This window comes from Bradyrhizobium sp. INPA03-11B (assembly GCF_040446015.1).
In the GTDB taxonomy this organism is placed as follows: Bacteria; Pseudomonadota; Alphaproteobacteria; order Rhizobiales; family Xanthobacteraceae; genus Bradyrhizobium; species Bradyrhizobium macuxiense_A.
In genome coordinates this window covers 66,663-81,958 of record NZ_JASGSR010000019.1, presented here as the reverse complement: position 1 = coordinate 81,958, position 15,296 = coordinate 66,663, and the positions used below count along the sequence as shown (strand labels likewise).

Below are 15,296 nucleotides of genomic sequence, written 5' to 3'. Positions count from 1 at the left end.
CATCCTGAGGTGCGAGCGGAGCGAGCCTCGAAGGATGCACGGCCACAGACGGGCCGTCGACCCTTCGAGACGCGCGCAAGTGCGCGCTCCTCAGGGTGACGGTGTTCGTTCCGCGCGATTTTGCGGCGTCACGCCCGCAGCGTGCCGCCGGTCTTCTTGGTCACCTCGGCGACGACCTTGGCCGCAACCGCGTCGATCTCCTGGTCGGTCATCGTCTTCTCGCGCGGCTGGATGGTCACCGCGATCGCGATCGACTTCTTGTCGAGATCGATGCCCTTGCCTTCGTAGACGTCGAACACGGTCACGTCTGATATCAGCTTCTTGTCGACATTCTGCGCCGCGCGAACGATGTCGCCGGCCTTGACGTTGCGGTCGACGATGAAGGCGAAGTCGCGCGACACCGGCTGGAAGGCCGAGAGCTCCAGCATCGGCTTGGCGCGCGTCGCCCGCTGCTTGCCTTGCGGGATGCGCTCGAGGATCACCTCGAACACGATCATCGGGCCGTCGGCGCCGAGCGCCTCGGCCGCGCGCGGATGCAGTTCGCCGAAATAGCCGAGCACGTTCTGCGGACCGATCTGGATGGTGCCGGAGCGCCCCGGATGCAGCCAGGCAGGGCCGCCCGGCACGATCTGCAGCGCCTGCATCGGTGCGCCGGCAGCCGCCAGCACCGCGAAGGCGTCGGCCTTGGCATCCATCGCATCCGCCGCAGCCGAGCCGGTCCAGTGCCGCCCGATCCCGTTCGACGAGGCGTAGCCATGGCGCACGCCCGAAGCAGCGACGAACTGGTCCTCGGGCCTGTCGCCGCGAAACACCTGGCCGACCTCGAACAGGGCGACGTCGGGAGTGCCGCGGTTGATGTTGGCCTGAGCGGCCGCGACGAGGCCCGGCAGCAGGCTCGGCCGCATGTCGGAGAGATCGGCCGCGATCGGGTTGGCGAGCACGAGCTCGCTCTGGCCGCCGCCGAACAGTTTTGCCGCGTCATTGGTGATGAACGACCAGGTGACGGCTTCCACCATGCCGCGGACGCCGAGCGCGCGCTTGGCGCGGCGGGTGCGCAGCTGCATCGGCGTCAGCACCGGCTTGCGCGGCTCCTCGCCGCGCTCGAACGGCGTCATCGGCACCTTGTCGACGCCGACGATGCGCACGATCTCCTCGACGATGTCGGCCTTGCCCTGCACGTCGGTGCGCCAGGAGGGGATCGCGATCTTCACGACCGGGCCGGTGCCGGCCAGCATGAAGCCGAGCCGGGTCAGGATCAGCTTCACCTCGACCAGCGGCACCTCGATGCCGGCAAGGCGCTTCACTTCGGTGAGCGGGAAGTCGATGACGCGATCCTCGCCGAACTGCTTGCCGACCACGACGTTCTCGGACGGCGTGCCGCCGCAGAGATCCAGCACCAGTCTGGTGGCGAGCTCGAGCCCGGGCACCATGAACGCCGGATCGACACCGCGCTCGAACCGATAGCGCGCATCCGAATTGATGCCGAGCTTGCGGCCGGTCTGCGCGATGTTGATCTCGTTCCACAACGCCGATTCGATCAGCACGTCGGTCGTGTTGTCGTCGCAGCCCGAAGCCTCGCCGCCCATGATGCCGGCAAGCGATTCGACGCCGTGCTCATCCGCGATCACGCAGACATTGCTGTCGAGCGTGTAGGTGCGGCCGTCGAGCGCGAGCAGCGTCTCGCCGTCCCTGGCGCGGCGGACCGTGAGGTTGCCCTGCACCTTCTTGGCGTCGAACACGTGCAGCGGACGCGCGCGGTCGTAGGTCATGAAGTTGGTGATGTCGACCAGCGCGTTGATCGGCCGCAGGCCGATCGAGGTCAGCCGCTTCTGCAGCCACTCCGGCGACGGGCCGTTCTTGACGCCGCGTACCAGCCGCAGCGCGAAGCCCGGGCACAGCGTGGCGTCTTCCACCTTCACCTGGACCGGGCAGGGGAATTCGCCCTTGATCGGCTTGATGCCGGGATCCTTGAACTTGCCCATGTCGGCCGCGGACAGATCGCGCGCAATGCCGTGCACGCCGGTGCAGTCCTGCCGGTTCGGCGTCAAGTTGATCTCGATGGTGGGATCGCCGAGCCCGGCCCAGTCGGCATAGCCCTTGCCGAGCGGTGCGTCGGCCGGCAGCTCCATGATGCCGTCGTGGTCTTCCGAGATCTGCAGTTCGGCCGCAGAGCACAGCATGCCGCGGCTCTCGACGCCGCGGATCGTGCCGATGCCGAGCGTGATGTCCTTGCCGGGGATGTAGGTGCCGGGCGGCGAGAACACGCTGACCAGTCCCGCACGCGCGTTCGGCGCGCCGCACACCACCTGCACCGGCGCGCCGCCGTCGCCGGTGTCGACCATGCAGACCCGCAGCCGGTCGGCATTCGGATGCTGCTCGGCCGAGATCACGCGCGCGATGGTGAACGGCGCAAGCGCCTTCGCCTTGTCCTCGATGTTCTCGACCTCAAGCCCGATCATGGTGAGCTTGTCGGCCAGCTTGTCGAGCGGCTCGTCGGTGTCGAGATGTTCCTTCAGCCAGGAGAGGGTGAACTTCACGGCTGCATGCCTCGGTTCTTGTTGGTGTCTATTGTGATACTTGCGCCGGCGGCAGGGCTCCCTCCCCCCTTGCGGGGGAGGGTTGGGGAGAGGGGTACGCCGCTTGCTCGGAAAGATGTTGTGTCGCGGGTTGCATCAGCAACATCGAAGCAAAAAGGATTCACGGCGGTCTGCCTGCCAGTGATTGCGTTCAGCGCCCGCGGCCACCCCTCTCCCTGACCCTCCCCCGCAAGGGGGGAGGGAACGGAGAGGGCGCGCCGTGGGTCAAGGAGAACCAGACTCACGAACTCAATCCCCCCGCGATGGTCGGGATGTCGAGCGGCTTGAAGCCGTAGTGGTTGAGCCAACGGATGTCGTTCTCGAACAGCTGGCGCAGATCGGCGATGCCGTATTTCAGCATCGTGATGCGGTCGAGGCCCATGCCCCAGGCGAAGCCCTGGTAGACGTCGGGATCGATGCCGCAGGCACGCAGCACGTTCGGGTGCACCATGCCGCAGCCGAGAATCTCCATCCAGTCCTCGCCCTCGCCGAAGCGGATCTCGCCCTTGTCGCGGCGGCACTGGATGTCGACCTCGAGCGACGGCTCGGTGAACGGGAAGAACGACGGCCGGAACCGCATGTTGATGTGGTCGACCTCGAAGAATGCCTTGCAGAACTCGTGCAGGATCCATTTGAGGTGGCCGAGATGCGAACCCTTGTCGATCACGAGGCCTTCGACCTGGTGGAATTGCGGCGTATGCGTCGCATCGGAGTCGATGCGATAGGTGCGGCCCGGGCAGATGATGCGGATCGGCGGCTTCTGGGTCAGCATCGTGCGCACCTGCACCGGCGAGGTGTGGGTGCGCAACAGCATGCGCGAGCCGTCCTGCTTCGGGTTGAAGAAGAAGGTGTCGTGCATCTCCCGCGCCGGATGGCCTTCGGGGAAGTTCAGCTTGGTGAAGTTGTAATCGTCGGTCTCGATGTCGGGACCTTCGGCGATTGCAAACCCCATGTCGGCGAAGATGGTGTTGACCTCGTCGAACACCTGGCTCAGCGGATGGATGCGGCCGGTCTCCGCCGGCGCATCGCGCAGCGGCAGCGTGACGTCGATGGTCTCGGCGGCAAGCCGGGCATCGAGCGCGGTCGCCTTCAGCACGTCGCGCCTGGCCGCGAGCGCCTGCGTCACCGCATCCTTGGCGAGGTTGATCTTCGCGCCTTCGGTCTTGCGCTCCTCCGGCGACATCTTGCCGAGGGTGGCGAGCAAGGCCGAGATCGAGCCCTTCTTGCCGAGGGCGGAGACGCGCACCGCCTCGAGGGCGGCTTCGTCAGCGGCCGAGGCGATCTGGTCGAGGATGGATTGTTCGAGCGTTGCGAGGTCGGACACGGTCAATTCCTGCGCTGAGCATGATCCGGCGGGAAGAGCCGGCTTCCGAACCATGCGCCAAAATTCGGCTGGGTTGTCGCCGCCCGAAGGCCGTAACGTCAAGCAAAAAGCCGGTCATTTCGGGCTTGCGGCCGGCGCATTGAACCGATGCGGAGGCCGAGCTACCCAAGGGGAGTTCAAGGAGGCCCACGCGATGTTGCTGCGATCTTGCCTGGCCGTGCCAGCGGTCCTGTTGATGCTCGGAACGGCGCAGGCCGCGACCGAGGAGTGTCCCGCCAAATCGACCCAGATGGACGACATCATCGCAGAGCTGGAGAAGGCGCCGAGCTGCAACCGCGCCATGAAGGTCTTCGAGGCGTGCGAATACGGCGCCAGCGGAGACGTCCAATTCGGCGAAGTGGTCGAGAAGAAATGCGAGGCGGACTTCATGTCCGGCCTCGGAGCGTCGCAGAAGAAGGCCTATGCCGGCCAGCTCAAGCGCTGTGACCACAAATACGACAACGAAAGCGGCACCATGTACCGCTCGTTCACAGCGTTCTGCCGGGCGATCGTCGCCCAGCGCTTTTCGCAGAAGGCGCTGAAAGCGGGCCCGAAAGCCCGCTAGGATCAGGCTGCCAGCGCGGCCTTGGCCTTCTCGGCGATCGCCTGGAACGCCACCGGCTCGTGGATCGCGAGATCCGACAGCACCTTGCGGTCGACCACGACGCCCGACTTGGACAGGCCGTTGATAAACACGCTGTAGGTCATGCCGAACGGACGGACCGCGGCGTTGATGCGCTGGATCCAGAGCGCGCGGAAGGTGCGCTTCTTGCGCTTGCGGTCGCGGAAGGCGTACTGGCCGGCCTTTTCGACGGCCTGCTTGGCGACGCGGATGGTGTTCTTGCGGCGGCCGTAATAGCCCTTGGCGGCCTTGTAGACTTTCTTGTGCTTGGCGTGAGCGGTCACACCGCGTTTGACGCGAGACATGACGGAAATCCTTGAGATCTAGAAGAGACGGGGCGCCGCGCAGACGCGGCAGGGTTCAAGCGAATGAGCGCGATCAGGCGTTCGGCAAGAAGTACTTCTTGACGTTGTCGCCGTCGGTCTTGAACAGCACGCGGGTGCCGCGGAGCTGACGGATCTGCTTCTTCGTCCGCTTGATCATGCCGTGGCGCTTGCCGCGCTGGGCGTGCATGACTTTGCCAGTGGCAGTCACCTTGAAGCGCTTTTTAGCGCCCGACTTGGTCTTCAACTTGGGCATTTAGCTCTCCTGTGGCACAGCACGAAAATCGCCCCGAGAGGCGTCCGGCCGGCTAAAATGCTCGTTAGAGCGTTGAAAGTGCTAAGGTTTTTTCCGAATTGAAAGAACCTGCACTAGACGTCGCCACGGCAGCCCTTGATCAGCCGGGCGGCGAAGGCCCGGCTTATGACAGAGGATCGGCGGTTTTGCAACGTTTGAAGCGGGAAATCGGGGCCGGAACTGGGCGCCCGTGCTTGGCCTGTAGCCCGGATGAAGCGAAGCGCAATCCGGGGGCAGGTCGGGCCGCGGATGCACCGTTCCCGGATTTCGCGGAGCCTGTCATCGGGCGCGCATTCGCGCGACCCGTTGGCTCCATCCGGGCTACGAAAAACGAAACAACCCGTCAGATCGCCTGACGGGCCGTTCCATTCAACAAAGCGACAAATTCGAATTAGCGCGGCGCCAGCACCATCACGACCTGGCGGCCTTCGAACTTCGCGTCCTGCTCGACCTTGGCGAACTCGGCCACGTCGGCCTTCACCTTGTCCAGCAGCTTGGTGCCGATCTCCTGGTGCGCCATCTCACGACCGCGGTAGCGCAAGGTGATCTTGACCTTGTCGCCTTCCTCGAAGAAGCGCTGCATCGCACGCATCTTCACGTCATAGTCGTGATCGTCGATCATCGGGCGGAGCTTGATCTCCTTGATCTCGACGACCTTCTGCTTCTTGCGAGCTTCGGCGGCCTTCTTCTGCGCGGAATATTTGTATTTGCCGTAGTCCATGATCTTGCAGACCGGAGGACTGACGTTCGGCGAAATCTCGACGAGGTCCATGCCGGCTTCCATGGCCATCTTGATGGCCACCATGGTTTCGACGGTGCCCTTGTTGACACCATCGGCATCGATCAGCTGGATCTGCGCGTTGCGAATCTCATCATTGGTGCGCGGCCCGTCTTTTGCGACTGTGGGCGGGGCTCTATTGGGACGGCGAATGGGTAACTCTCCAAAGTTGTGAAAGGGAGGCGGATATTTTGAAGCAAGACGCTGCGGCGGGCAAGCGAACTCGCTTCTTTATGCGGCAAAACCGTCAATTGCGAGGCATTTTGGCCACGCCCGGCACATATAGCGGGCGCGTCTGCTCCGCAAGGCGTGCCCGCTGCCGTTGACCGCTGCCGCGCGACGATTGAAAAGCAGATGTCTGACACGCGAGTGACCGAACCATGAGCCAAACCGCCGCATCCGGACAGGAACCCGCCTTCATCGAGGTCGGCGAGGGCCGTGAGGCGCGCCGGATCGCGGTGCGCGCCCGTGCCGGCGCCAATCCCGGCCTTTTCTGGCTGGGCGGCTTCAAGTCCGACATGACCGGCACCAAGGCGATCGCGCTCGATGCATGGGCCGCCGAGCATGGCCGCAGCTCGGTCCGGTTCGACTATTCCGGCCACGGCGAATCCGGCGGCGAATTCGCCGACGGCACGATCGGCCGCTGGCTCGAGGAGAGCGTTGCGGTGTTCTCGCAGTTCTGCAGCGGGCCGCAGGTCGTGATCGGCTCCTCGATGGGCGGCTGGATGGCGCTGCTGCTCGCGCGCGAGATCGCCAGACGGGGCAATGCTGGCGGCAACGCAAAGGCACAGCTCGCCGGCCTGGTGCTGATCGCGCCGGCGCCCGACTTCACCGAGGAATTGATGTGGAAGGGCTTCTCGCCCGAGATCCGCGCCGAGATCGAGACCAAGGGCCTGTGGCTGCGTCCGTCCGAATATGGCGACGGCTCGCCCTATCCGATCACCCGCAATCTGATCGAGGAGGGCCGCAACCACCTGCTGCTCGGCAGCAAGATCGACGTCGGCTGCCCGGTGCGCATCCTGCAGGGTGCGCAAGATCCCGACGTGCCGTGGAAGCACGCCTTCGCGCTGGTGCACCGGCTGCCGGCCGAGGACGTGGTGCTGACCATGATCCAGGACGGTGACCACCGCTTGTCGCGGCCGCAGGACATCGCGCGCATCATCGCCGCGGTGGCGGAGATCTGACCACGCCGCCGCCCTTGGAGGGCCGCTGAAGAAGCGGCCACCTCCAGCGACAACGCTTCGCGTTGCGCGGGGGTGACGGCTACGGATAGTGAGGTCATCCCGCGCAAAGGCTTTGCCTTTGTCGCTGGAGGTGCGAGCGCAAGCGAGCCTCGAAGGATGGGCCACATGCACCGGGAGAAACGCCAATGGACACAACGAGCATGCTGCGCGCGTTCTGCGACGCGGTCGAACAGCGCAACGGCAAGGCCTTCGCAAGCCTGTTCACCGAGGACGGCGTCTACCACGACGTGTTCTACGGCGCGTTCGAGGGCCACGCCAAAATCGCCGAGATGATCGACGACTGGTTCTACCGGACCGCGACCGATTTCCGCTGGGTGATGCACGATCCCGTCAGCGACGGCACGATGCTCTACGCGCGCTACACGTTCAGCTACCGCTCGACCCTGCCGGAAGCCAAGGGCGCGCGTGCGATGTTCGAAGGCGTCGCGATCATGCGGCTGCGCGACGGCAAGATCACCTGTTACCACGAGGTCGCCAACACGGCGCCGGCCTTCGTCGACCTGAACTTCGCGCCGGAGCGGATCGCCAAGATCGTCGGCAAGCAGGGCACAGCGCTACGGGCGCGGCCGGAGATGCAGCGGCATTTGGCCGATTAATTCTCCGTCATTGCGAGGAGCGTAGCGACGAAGCAATCCATAGGTCCGCATTCGCGGAAGCATGGATTGCTTCGCTTCGCTCGCAATGACGGCGGTGAGGTCCTACGGCGGCGGCGGGTTGGTCATCGGCTTGCGCTGGGCGAGCGCCGCGACGGTCGAGGTGCCGATCGGGCCCTTCTCGTCATAGAGCCAGCATTCGCCGATTGCGACGCCGTCGGTGGCGTGATGGTTGACGACCTCGAAGCCGATCCAGTTGGTCACCGGCAGACGGTGCAGATAGATCGTGACGTCGCTGTTGATGTAGCCGAGGCCCTGGTCGCCGGCATTGGCGAACGGACTGGCGAAATCCGCGCCGGTCGCGACATGGACGAACGGCGTCATCTTCACGCCGTCGACGAGCTCGCGCACCTCGCTCATCCAGAGCCGGCGCTCGCCGAGCGAGCCCATATGGCCTGTGATCGGCCGCGTCTCCCATTTGCCGTTCATGCCGAGCCGGGGATCACTCGGCTTCGGAATGTCCGCGGGCGCCGGCACCTGCCAGTTCGCCGGCGACCAGACATTACCCGGCGCATTTTCCGTCCTGCGCAACAGCTGACAGGAGGCGCGCGCCATGCTGGTGCCGCCGGAAACAAACTCGGCCTCGATCATCTTGATGCGGAGCCCATCGCGCACCAGCCTGGTCGTCACCTCGATCGGCGTCGTGATGTTGGGCAGCCGGAACATGTCGACCGTCAGCCGCGCCGGGACGAAATCGTCGGAGCCGTGGCGCTCCTCGATGACGAAGGCGAGCAGTCCGATCACGACGCGGCCGTGCAGGGATTCCGGACTCCACGGTCCGTTGGCAACCGATGTCGGCATGAAGCCGTCGCCGTGCCTGGTGAAGAAGGGCTGGTTTGTCATGGCGGGCGACCATGACGGGAACGGCGCGATGAAATCAAGAGGCGGCCGCCGCGCGCCACTCCTGCTGCACGGTGAGATCGGGCTCGCCGCCGGCCCGTGAGGCCAGCGCCGCGAATGCATCGGGGGCGATCAGTTGCGACAGCGCCCACACTGCTGCGCCGCGCACCAGCGGGCTCGCATCGTCGAGCAAGCGCCGCGCTTCGCCGGCGAGCTTTGCATCGCCGGAATTGCCGATCGCGATCAGCACATTGCGGATGAAGCGGTCGCGGCCGATGCGCTTGACCGGCGATTTCGTGAACAGCGCGCGAAACGCAGCATCGTCGAGCCGTGCTAGATCGGCAAGCGCAGGCGCGCGCAATGTATCGCGTGCTGCAAGCTTCTGCTCGCGGCCCGCCTGTGCGAACTTGTTCCACGGGCACACCGCGAGGCAATCGTCGCAGCCATAGATGCGGTTGCCGATGCTTTTGCGGAATTCGTGCGGGATCGGGCCCTTGTTCTCGATCGTCAGATACGAGATGCAGCGCCGCGCATCGAGCTTGTAGGGTGCCGGAAACGCCGCGGTCGGGCAGATGTCCTGGCAGGCGCGGCAGCTTCCGCAATGATCCGTGTCGCTCTCATCGCGCGGCAATTCGGTCGCCGAATAGATCGCGCCGAGAAACAGCCACGAGCCGAATTCGCGTGACACGAGATTGGTGTGCTTGCCTTGCCAGCCGATGCCCGCGGCCTGCGCCAGCGGCTTCTCCATCACGGCCGCGGTGTCGACGAACACCTTCACCTCGTCGCCGGTCATGGCAGCGAGCCAGCGCGCCAGCACCTTCAGCCGCTTCTTGATCACGTCGTGATAGTCGTCGCCCTGCGCATAGACCGAGATAGCGCCATGCGACCGGCGCGCCAGGAGCTTCAGCGGATCATCGTCGGGCCCGTAATTGACGCCGAGCATGATGATCGAGCGCACGCCACCCCACAGCACGCGTGGGTCGGCGCGGCGCTCCGGATTGGCCGCGAGCCAGTCCATGTCGCCATGGCCGCCGGAGCCGAGGAATTCGAGGAAATATTTTCCGGCCTCGCCGGTCGCGTCGGGATCGGTGAAGCCGATCGCATTGAAGCCGAGCGCGCGCGCCTCGCGCTTAAGCGCGGCCTTGAGATCGGAGGGAGAGAGCCGGACCGCATGGTTCAGAAGTCGAGGTCCACATAGGTGCGCGACGCCGGCACCCCCGCCAGCCATTCGCTGAGCAGCGGGCGGAACGACGGGCGGGACTTCACCCGCGCGTACCACGACTTTGCCGCGTCGTCCTCGCTCCATGGCACGTCGCCCAGATAGTCGATCGCCGAGAGATGCGCCGCGGCGGCGAGATCCGCGTAGGTCAGGCGGTCGCCGGCGAGATAGTTCCGCGTCTTCGCCAGCCAGCCGATATAGCTCAGATGATAGCGCACATTGACCTTGGCGGCGCGCATGATGTCAGGCGCCGGCGGGCCGCCGCCATTGTCCTCGCTCATGAAGCGCTTGTAGATCCGCTCGGTCACCAGCGGGTTGGAGGCTTCCTCGAAGAATTTCTCGTTGAACCACGCCATCAGCCGGCGCACCTCGACGCGCTCGGCCGACGACGTCGGCAACAGCCGCCGCTCGCCGGCATCGAGGCCGTGCGTTTCGTCGACATATTCGGCGATGATGGGCGCGCCCGGAATCGGCGGAAAACCCTCGGCGATCAGCACCGGCGTGGTCGCCGCTGGATTGAGCGCCAAAAACGCCTCGCGCCGCTCCCAGACCCGTTCCTCCACCAGGCGCAGATCGAGGCCATACTCGCCGAGCACGAGGCGAATGAAGCGCGAATGCGGACAGAACGGATGGTGATACAGCGTATACATGAAGCCCTTGGTAGTTTCGCGGCGCTTAAGAAACCATCAACCTGTGCGACCTGACCGTGTGATTTGGCCCGGCCGGTTCCGCTCGTCTCTATGTCGCGTCAGCACGCAAACCGGTAGCCACCCCCGCAGATGGTGCGGGTCACAAAAACGCTATAGCTCAGCAAATCGGCCGGGTAACCCATTGTTTGACGATTTTTTGCGATTGCGGCCAATGTGCGAATAAGCGAGAAGAATCCCGTTTTCCACACAGGGCAGGCCACACCATGATGACGGATATGCTGCGGGCGGTGATTCTCGGCATCGTCGAGGGCGTCACCGAGTTCCTGCCGGTCTCTTCGACGGGGCACCTGCTGCTCGCGGAGCGCTTCTTCAATCTCGGCGAAGGCAATTTCTGGAAGAGCTTTGCGATCCTGATCCAGCTCGGCGCGATCCTCGCGATTCTCGTACTCTACTTCTCCAGATTGTGGCGCGTCGCGCTCGGCATGTTCTCCAATCCCGACGACCGCCGCTTCGTGATCGGCGTGCTGGTGGCGTTCCTGCCGGCCGTCGTGATCGGCCTGATCGCCGGCAAATACATCAAGGAATTCCTGTTCAATCCGTGGGTGGTCTGCTTCACGCTGATCGTCGGCGGCGCCGTGCTGCTCTGGGTCGATCAGCTCGATCTCAAAGTGTACGAGGACGACGCGACGCGGTTTCCGCTGCTGATGTATTTCTGGATCGGCGTCGCGCAGTGCCTGGCGATGATCCCCGGCGTGTCGCGCTCCGGCGCCAGCATCGTCGCGGCGATGCTGCTCGGCGCCGACAAGCGCTCGGCGGCGGAGTTCTCGTTCTTCCTCGCGATCCCGACCATGGTCGGCGCGTTCGTCTATGATTTCTACAAGAACCGCGCCGACTTCACGTCAGACAATCTCAGCGTGATCGCGGTCGGCTTCGTGGTGTCGTTCATCACCGCGATGATCGTGGTGCGCGCCTTCCTCAACTTCGTCACCCGCCGCGGCTTCACCTTCTTTGCCTGGTGGCGCGTGATCGTCGGCACCCTCGGCCTGATCGCGCTGGCGATGGGACGGTAACCTCTCTCCGTCGTCCCGGCTCGCGCTGCGCTTGGCCGGGACGACGGGCTGAGAGGTTTGCGCTTACGCGCTCTTCTTCTGGAACTGCCCCGACGCGCGGAAGCGCCAGAGATATTGCGGGGCGACCGCTTCCATCGAATCCGGCGTGATGCCGAGGCCCGCAAACGTCAACCCGGCGGCCTTGGCGGCGTCGGACACCACATTGTCCACGCGCAGCATCGCGACCTGGTCCGGCGTCAGCGTGAACGGGCCGGGCGCGAATTGCAGGACATACGACTGCAGCTTGGCGAGGCCGAAGGGCAGCGGCGCCAGCATGCGGTCGCGCTGGGTGATCCTGAGGATGATCTGCATCACCTCGCGCATGGTCAGCACTTCCGGGCCGCCGAGCTCATACGTGCTGCCTGCCTTCGCCTTGCCGTCCACCGCATCTGCCACGGCGTCCGCGACGTCGGCGACATAGGCCGGCTGCACCGTGTTGACGCCGCCGCCGACCAGCGGCAGCACCGGCGAGATCCGCGCCAGCGCCGCGAAGCGGTTGGTGAATTCGTCCTCCGGCCCGAACAGCAGCGACGGCCGCATGATGGTGGCCGACGGCAGGGCCGCCTGCACCGCCTTCTCGCCATCCGCCTTGGCGCGGAAATAGCTAGAGGTCGAATTCTCGTCGGCGCCGATCGCCGAGACATGGACCATCCGGGCGCCGTTCGCGGCTGCCGCCTTGGCGATGGTCTCGGCGCCCTTCACCTGCACGGCGTCAAAACTCTGCCCGCCGCCCTCGGCCAGGATGCCGACCAGGTTGATGGCGATCTGCGAATCACGCATCGCCGCCTCGACCGAGGCCGGGTAGCGCACATTGGCCTGAACCGCATGAATCTGCCCGACGCGGCCGAGCGGCTGCAGATGGCCGGCCAGTTCAGGCCGCCGCACTGCGACGCGGACCCGGTAATCGCGCTTGCAGAGCGCCCGGACCACGTTCCGGCCCAGAAAACCCGATCCGCCGAAGACCGTGACTGTGGTGTCCAGGTTCGATGCCATGGGGTCCATTCCTGCCGGATTCGAGAGTTTTTGACGTGGGTTAGCCATCTGGCGATACGCCATCGACCCCACCATGTACAGGGTATTCGATTTTTCGTTTCGTGAATTTGACAAGCGCGTAACCGAACCTTACTAACGCGCCCACGCCCAGGTGGTGGAATTGGTAGACGCGCTGGCTTCAGGTGCCAGTGGCTTAACGGCCGTGAAGGTTCGAGTCCTTTCCTGGGCACCACCCCCTCTCATAAGCGATTGAAATCGCTCAGCATCCGCAGGGTGGGTGCGGCGACGCCGTCACCCGCTGCCGCTTCAGGCCGTTCCGGCCCCATGCTCGCGAAGTAGCGCGGCTCTCACACGATCCGCCGCCCCGCGCGGCGCGCGATCGGCTTCTGCACGAAATACATCGCAATCATCGAGATCATCGAGCTCGCCACGACGACGTAGCCGATCCGGTCGAAATGCAGCAGCGAGCCGTCCGGATTCTCGGCGACGATCGCGGCTGCGACCACCGAGCCTAGGCCGCCCGAGAGTTGCTGCACCGAGGCCGAGACCGCGCTGAACGATCCGCGCTGGCTGGCGTCGGGGATCGCCGACATCAGCGCCTGCGACGGGATCATGCGCGAGAAGATGCCGACGAACATCAGCACATTGACCACGATCGCGGTCAGTAGCGAGACGTGGCCGAGATTGGTGTAGGTCAGCACCATGATCACGGTCACCACGCAGCCGAACGCAAAGGTCGGATATTTGCCGAACCTGTCGGCGGCGCGGCCGACCAAGGGTCCCATGATGATGCTGAACAGGCCGGAGACCAGATAGATCGTCGGCAGATGCGCGATGTCGATGCCGAGATTGTGCACGGTGAAGGCGCTGCCGAACGGCATCAGCATGAAGCCGCCAGTCGCCAGCAGCGTCGTCACCAGGAAGGCCAGCGTGTAGCGCGGCTGGCCGACGGTCGCGATCAGATGGCGGAACGGATTGCTGTCGTGCTGTAGCTTGAGATGCGCGGTGACCGGCTCCATGAACAGCGCAACCGCAGCGATCGCCGCGATCGACAGGCCGACGATGGCGACGAAGCAGATGTGCCAGTTCCAGTGATTGGCAAGGAAGAGTCCGGCCGGCACGCCGAGCACCTGGCTCGCGGCGAATGCGGTCTGCAGCACGCCCATCGCGCGGCCGCGCTGTTGCAGCGGAAACAGGTCGGTGACGATGGCGAGCACGACGGAGCCGATCACGCCGCCGAACAGGCCGGTGACGATGCGGCCGAGCAGCAGCACGTGGAAATTCTGCGCCAGCGCGCAGAGCACGGTGCCGAGCATGAAGCCGACATAGAAGAACAGCAGCAGCCGCTTGCGGTCGAAGCGATCGGCAAAGCCGGCGGCGAGGATGCCGGAAATGCCGGCGGCGAAGGCATATGCGGAGACCGCGACACCGAACTGCCCGGCCGTGATGTTGAGCGAGGGCATCAGGATGGCGCCGAGCGGCGACATGATGATGAAGTCGAGGATCAGGGTGAACTGCGTGAAGGCAAGCAGCGCGATCAGGAAGGATTGATAGCGCGTAAAGCCGCGTACCTGCGGCTCGTCGTCGATCGGCGCGGCGATGGTCTGTTCCGACATAGGACTCATTCGTGATGATGCAAAGGGGCGCGAGCGGCTGCGCAGAGATAGGGTCACCGCTCGCGGATTTCATCGGCGCCGAAACGCAAAAAATTGCGCGGAAGTGTGATCGGAAACCGCAAAATTTCCCGTCATTCATATGGGGATCGCGCGGCGTCCGATCATCCCATGTCTGATCGTTTGAATTGCAGCGTGATCCAAATGCAACAGAGTTCGCGCGATGTCGGGCCGCCGTCTCGGGATATGGCAGCAGCCGGGCGGAAAACCCGCACCTGGACGGCTAGGAGACGGCCTATCCGCTCGCATCCCCGACGTTTGGGGGCTAGTGTCGCCTGTCGAATCGATCCGAGACCCGAGGCCTTCATTCATGACCATCCGCCTGCATCGCGGCGATCTGCCCGATCTCACCCGCTACACCGATTCCGTTGCGATCGACACCGAGACCATGGGGCTGCATCCGCATCGCGACCGGCTCTGTGTAGTGCAGATGTCGAACGGCGACGGCACCGCCGACGTGATCCAGATTCCGAAGGGGCACACCGATTCGCCGAACCTGAAGGCGCTGCTCGCCAATCCTGCGATCACCAAGATCTTCCATTTCGCGCGGTTCGACGTCGCGGTGCTCTACAACACCTTCGGCGTGATGCCGGCGCCGGTCTATTGCACCAAGATCGCCTCGCGCCTGTCGCGCACCTACACCGACCGCCATGGCCTGAAGGATCTGGTGCGCGAGGTGCTGAACGTCGAGCTGTCGAAGCAGCAGCAGTCGAGCGATTGGGGCGCGCAAAGCCTGAGCGAGGCCCAGCTTGCCTATGCCGCCTCCGACGTGCTGCACCTGCATGCGCTGCGCGACAAGTTGAACGTGATGCTGGCACGCGAGGGACGCACTGATCTCGCCAAGGCGTGCTTCGATTTCCTCCCCGCCCGCGCCAGGCTCGATCTCGACGGCTGGGAGGCCGAGGACATCTTCGCCCATTCATGATTCCGCCCGTTCATGCTGGGCGCGAATTCGTCG

Annotated in this window: 15 protein-coding genes and 1 tRNA gene; 6 read left to right on the top strand and 10 right to left on the bottom strand. The window is 64.8% G+C overall.

All coding sequences use genetic code 11. The features are described 5' to 3' along the window. Positions 1–128: 128 nt before the first annotated feature. Together pheT and pheS are read right to left on the bottom strand one after the other, a co-directional pair. Positions 129–2,537, bottom strand: coding sequence for a phenylalanine--tRNA ligase subunit beta (pheT, locus tag QMZ05_RS10625; RefSeq protein WP_353700704.1), 2,409 nt, complete (start codon positions 2,535–2,537; stop codon positions 129–131). Between the two features lie 280 nt (positions 2,538–2,817). Further along, on the bottom strand, positions 2,818–3,900 hold the full coding sequence (gene pheS / locus QMZ05_RS10620; protein WP_353700703.1) for a phenylalanine--tRNA ligase subunit alpha: 1,083 nt from the start codon (positions 3,898–3,900) through the stop codon (positions 2,818–2,820). Positions 3,901–4,093: 193 nt separating this feature from the next. Here pheS and QMZ05_RS10615 point away from each other — a divergent pair, with 193 nt between their 5' ends. After that, positions 4,094–4,504, top strand: coding sequence for a hypothetical protein (locus tag QMZ05_RS10615; protein WP_353700702.1), 411 nt, complete (start codon positions 4,094–4,096; stop codon positions 4,502–4,504). A 2-nt stretch (positions 4,505–4,506) separates the two neighbouring features. Here QMZ05_RS10615 and rplT read toward each other — a convergent pair whose 3' ends face one another. From rplT to infC, 3 genes are all read right to left on the bottom strand, one after another. Next, positions 4,507–4,866 (bottom strand): 50S ribosomal protein L20, encoded by a 360-nt coding sequence (rplT, locus tag QMZ05_RS10610; RefSeq protein ID WP_018269297.1) that lies wholly within the window; start codon positions 4,864–4,866, stop codon positions 4,507–4,509. Positions 4,867–4,939: 73 nt separating this feature from the next. Then, complete coding sequence (gene rpmI, locus QMZ05_RS10605; RefSeq protein WP_008539890.1) at positions 4,940–5,140, bottom strand: 50S ribosomal protein L35; 201 nt, start codon at positions 5,138–5,140, stop codon at positions 4,940–4,942. Positions 5,141–5,570: 430 nt separating this feature from the next. After that, positions 5,571–6,110 (bottom strand): translation initiation factor IF-3, encoded by a 540-nt coding sequence (gene infC, locus QMZ05_RS10600; RefSeq protein WP_024584293.1) that lies wholly within the window; start codon positions 6,108–6,110, stop codon positions 5,571–5,573. 227 nt (positions 6,111–6,337) lie between these two features. Between infC and QMZ05_RS10595 the strand changes: the two genes are divergently transcribed. Further along, positions 6,338–7,141, top strand: coding sequence for an alpha/beta hydrolase (locus QMZ05_RS10595; protein ID WP_353700701.1), 804 nt, complete (start codon positions 6,338–6,340; stop codon positions 7,139–7,141). Between the two features lie 185 nt (positions 7,142–7,326). After that, the gene (locus QMZ05_RS10590; RefSeq protein ID WP_353700700.1) at positions 7,327–7,797 is read left to right on the top strand and encodes a nuclear transport factor 2 family protein; all 471 of its coding nucleotides are present in this window, start codon (positions 7,327–7,329) and stop codon (positions 7,795–7,797) included. Between the two features lie 102 nt (positions 7,798–7,899). Here QMZ05_RS10590 and QMZ05_RS10585 read toward each other — a convergent pair whose 3' ends face one another. Genes QMZ05_RS10585 through QMZ05_RS10575 form a run of 3 tightly spaced genes read right to left on the bottom strand, consistent with a single transcriptional unit; the run spans position 7,900 to position 10,563 of the window. Continuing rightward, positions 7,900–8,697 carry an acyl-CoA thioesterase domain-containing protein gene (locus QMZ05_RS10585; protein ID WP_353700699.1) on the bottom strand — a complete coding sequence of 266 codons (798 nt, stop codon included), beginning with the start codon at positions 8,695–8,697 and terminating at the stop codon, positions 7,900–7,902. A gap of 34 nt (positions 8,698–8,731) precedes the next feature. Continuing rightward, complete coding sequence (gene queG / locus QMZ05_RS10580) at positions 8,732–9,922, bottom strand: tRNA epoxyqueuosine(34) reductase QueG (protein ID WP_353700698.1); 1,191 nt, start codon at positions 9,920–9,922, stop codon at positions 8,732–8,734. Beyond that, entirely contained in the window at positions 9,871–10,563 is a 693-nt protein-coding gene (locus QMZ05_RS10575) for a glutathione S-transferase family protein (RefSeq protein ID WP_024584298.1), read from the bottom strand. The genes queG and QMZ05_RS10575 overlap by 52 nt, the downstream gene beginning before the upstream one ends. Positions 10,564–10,826: 263 nt before the next feature. On the opposite strand from QMZ05_RS10575, the gene QMZ05_RS10570 reads away from it, so the two are divergent. Continuing rightward, positions 10,827–11,633, top strand: coding sequence for an undecaprenyl-diphosphate phosphatase (locus tag QMZ05_RS10570; protein ID WP_353700697.1), 807 nt, complete (start codon positions 10,827–10,829; stop codon positions 11,631–11,633). Between the two features lie 63 nt (positions 11,634–11,696). Here the strand turns inward: QMZ05_RS10570 and QMZ05_RS10565 are convergent, their stop codons facing one another. After that, a complete protein-coding gene (locus tag QMZ05_RS10565; protein ID WP_353700696.1) occupies positions 11,697–12,665 on the bottom strand; it encodes a complex I NDUFA9 subunit family protein in 969 nt (322 codons plus the stop codon). Between the two features lie 145 nt (positions 12,666–12,810). Between QMZ05_RS10565 and QMZ05_RS10560 the strand changes: the two genes are divergently transcribed. Continuing rightward, positions 12,811–12,897, top strand: a tRNA-Leu gene (locus QMZ05_RS10560). 115 nt (positions 12,898–13,012) lie between these two features. On the opposite strand, the gene QMZ05_RS10555 is transcribed toward QMZ05_RS10560, so the two are convergent. Continuing rightward, complete coding sequence (locus tag QMZ05_RS10555; protein WP_353700695.1) at positions 13,013–14,281, bottom strand: MFS transporter; 1,269 nt, start codon at positions 14,279–14,281, stop codon at positions 13,013–13,015. A 367-nt stretch (positions 14,282–14,648) separates the two neighbouring features. Between QMZ05_RS10555 and QMZ05_RS10550 the strand changes: the two genes are divergently transcribed. Then, positions 14,649–15,263 (top strand): ribonuclease D, encoded by a 615-nt coding sequence (locus tag QMZ05_RS10550; RefSeq protein ID WP_353700694.1) that lies wholly within the window; start codon positions 14,649–14,651, stop codon positions 15,261–15,263. Positions 15,264–15,296 lie beyond the last annotated feature (33 nt).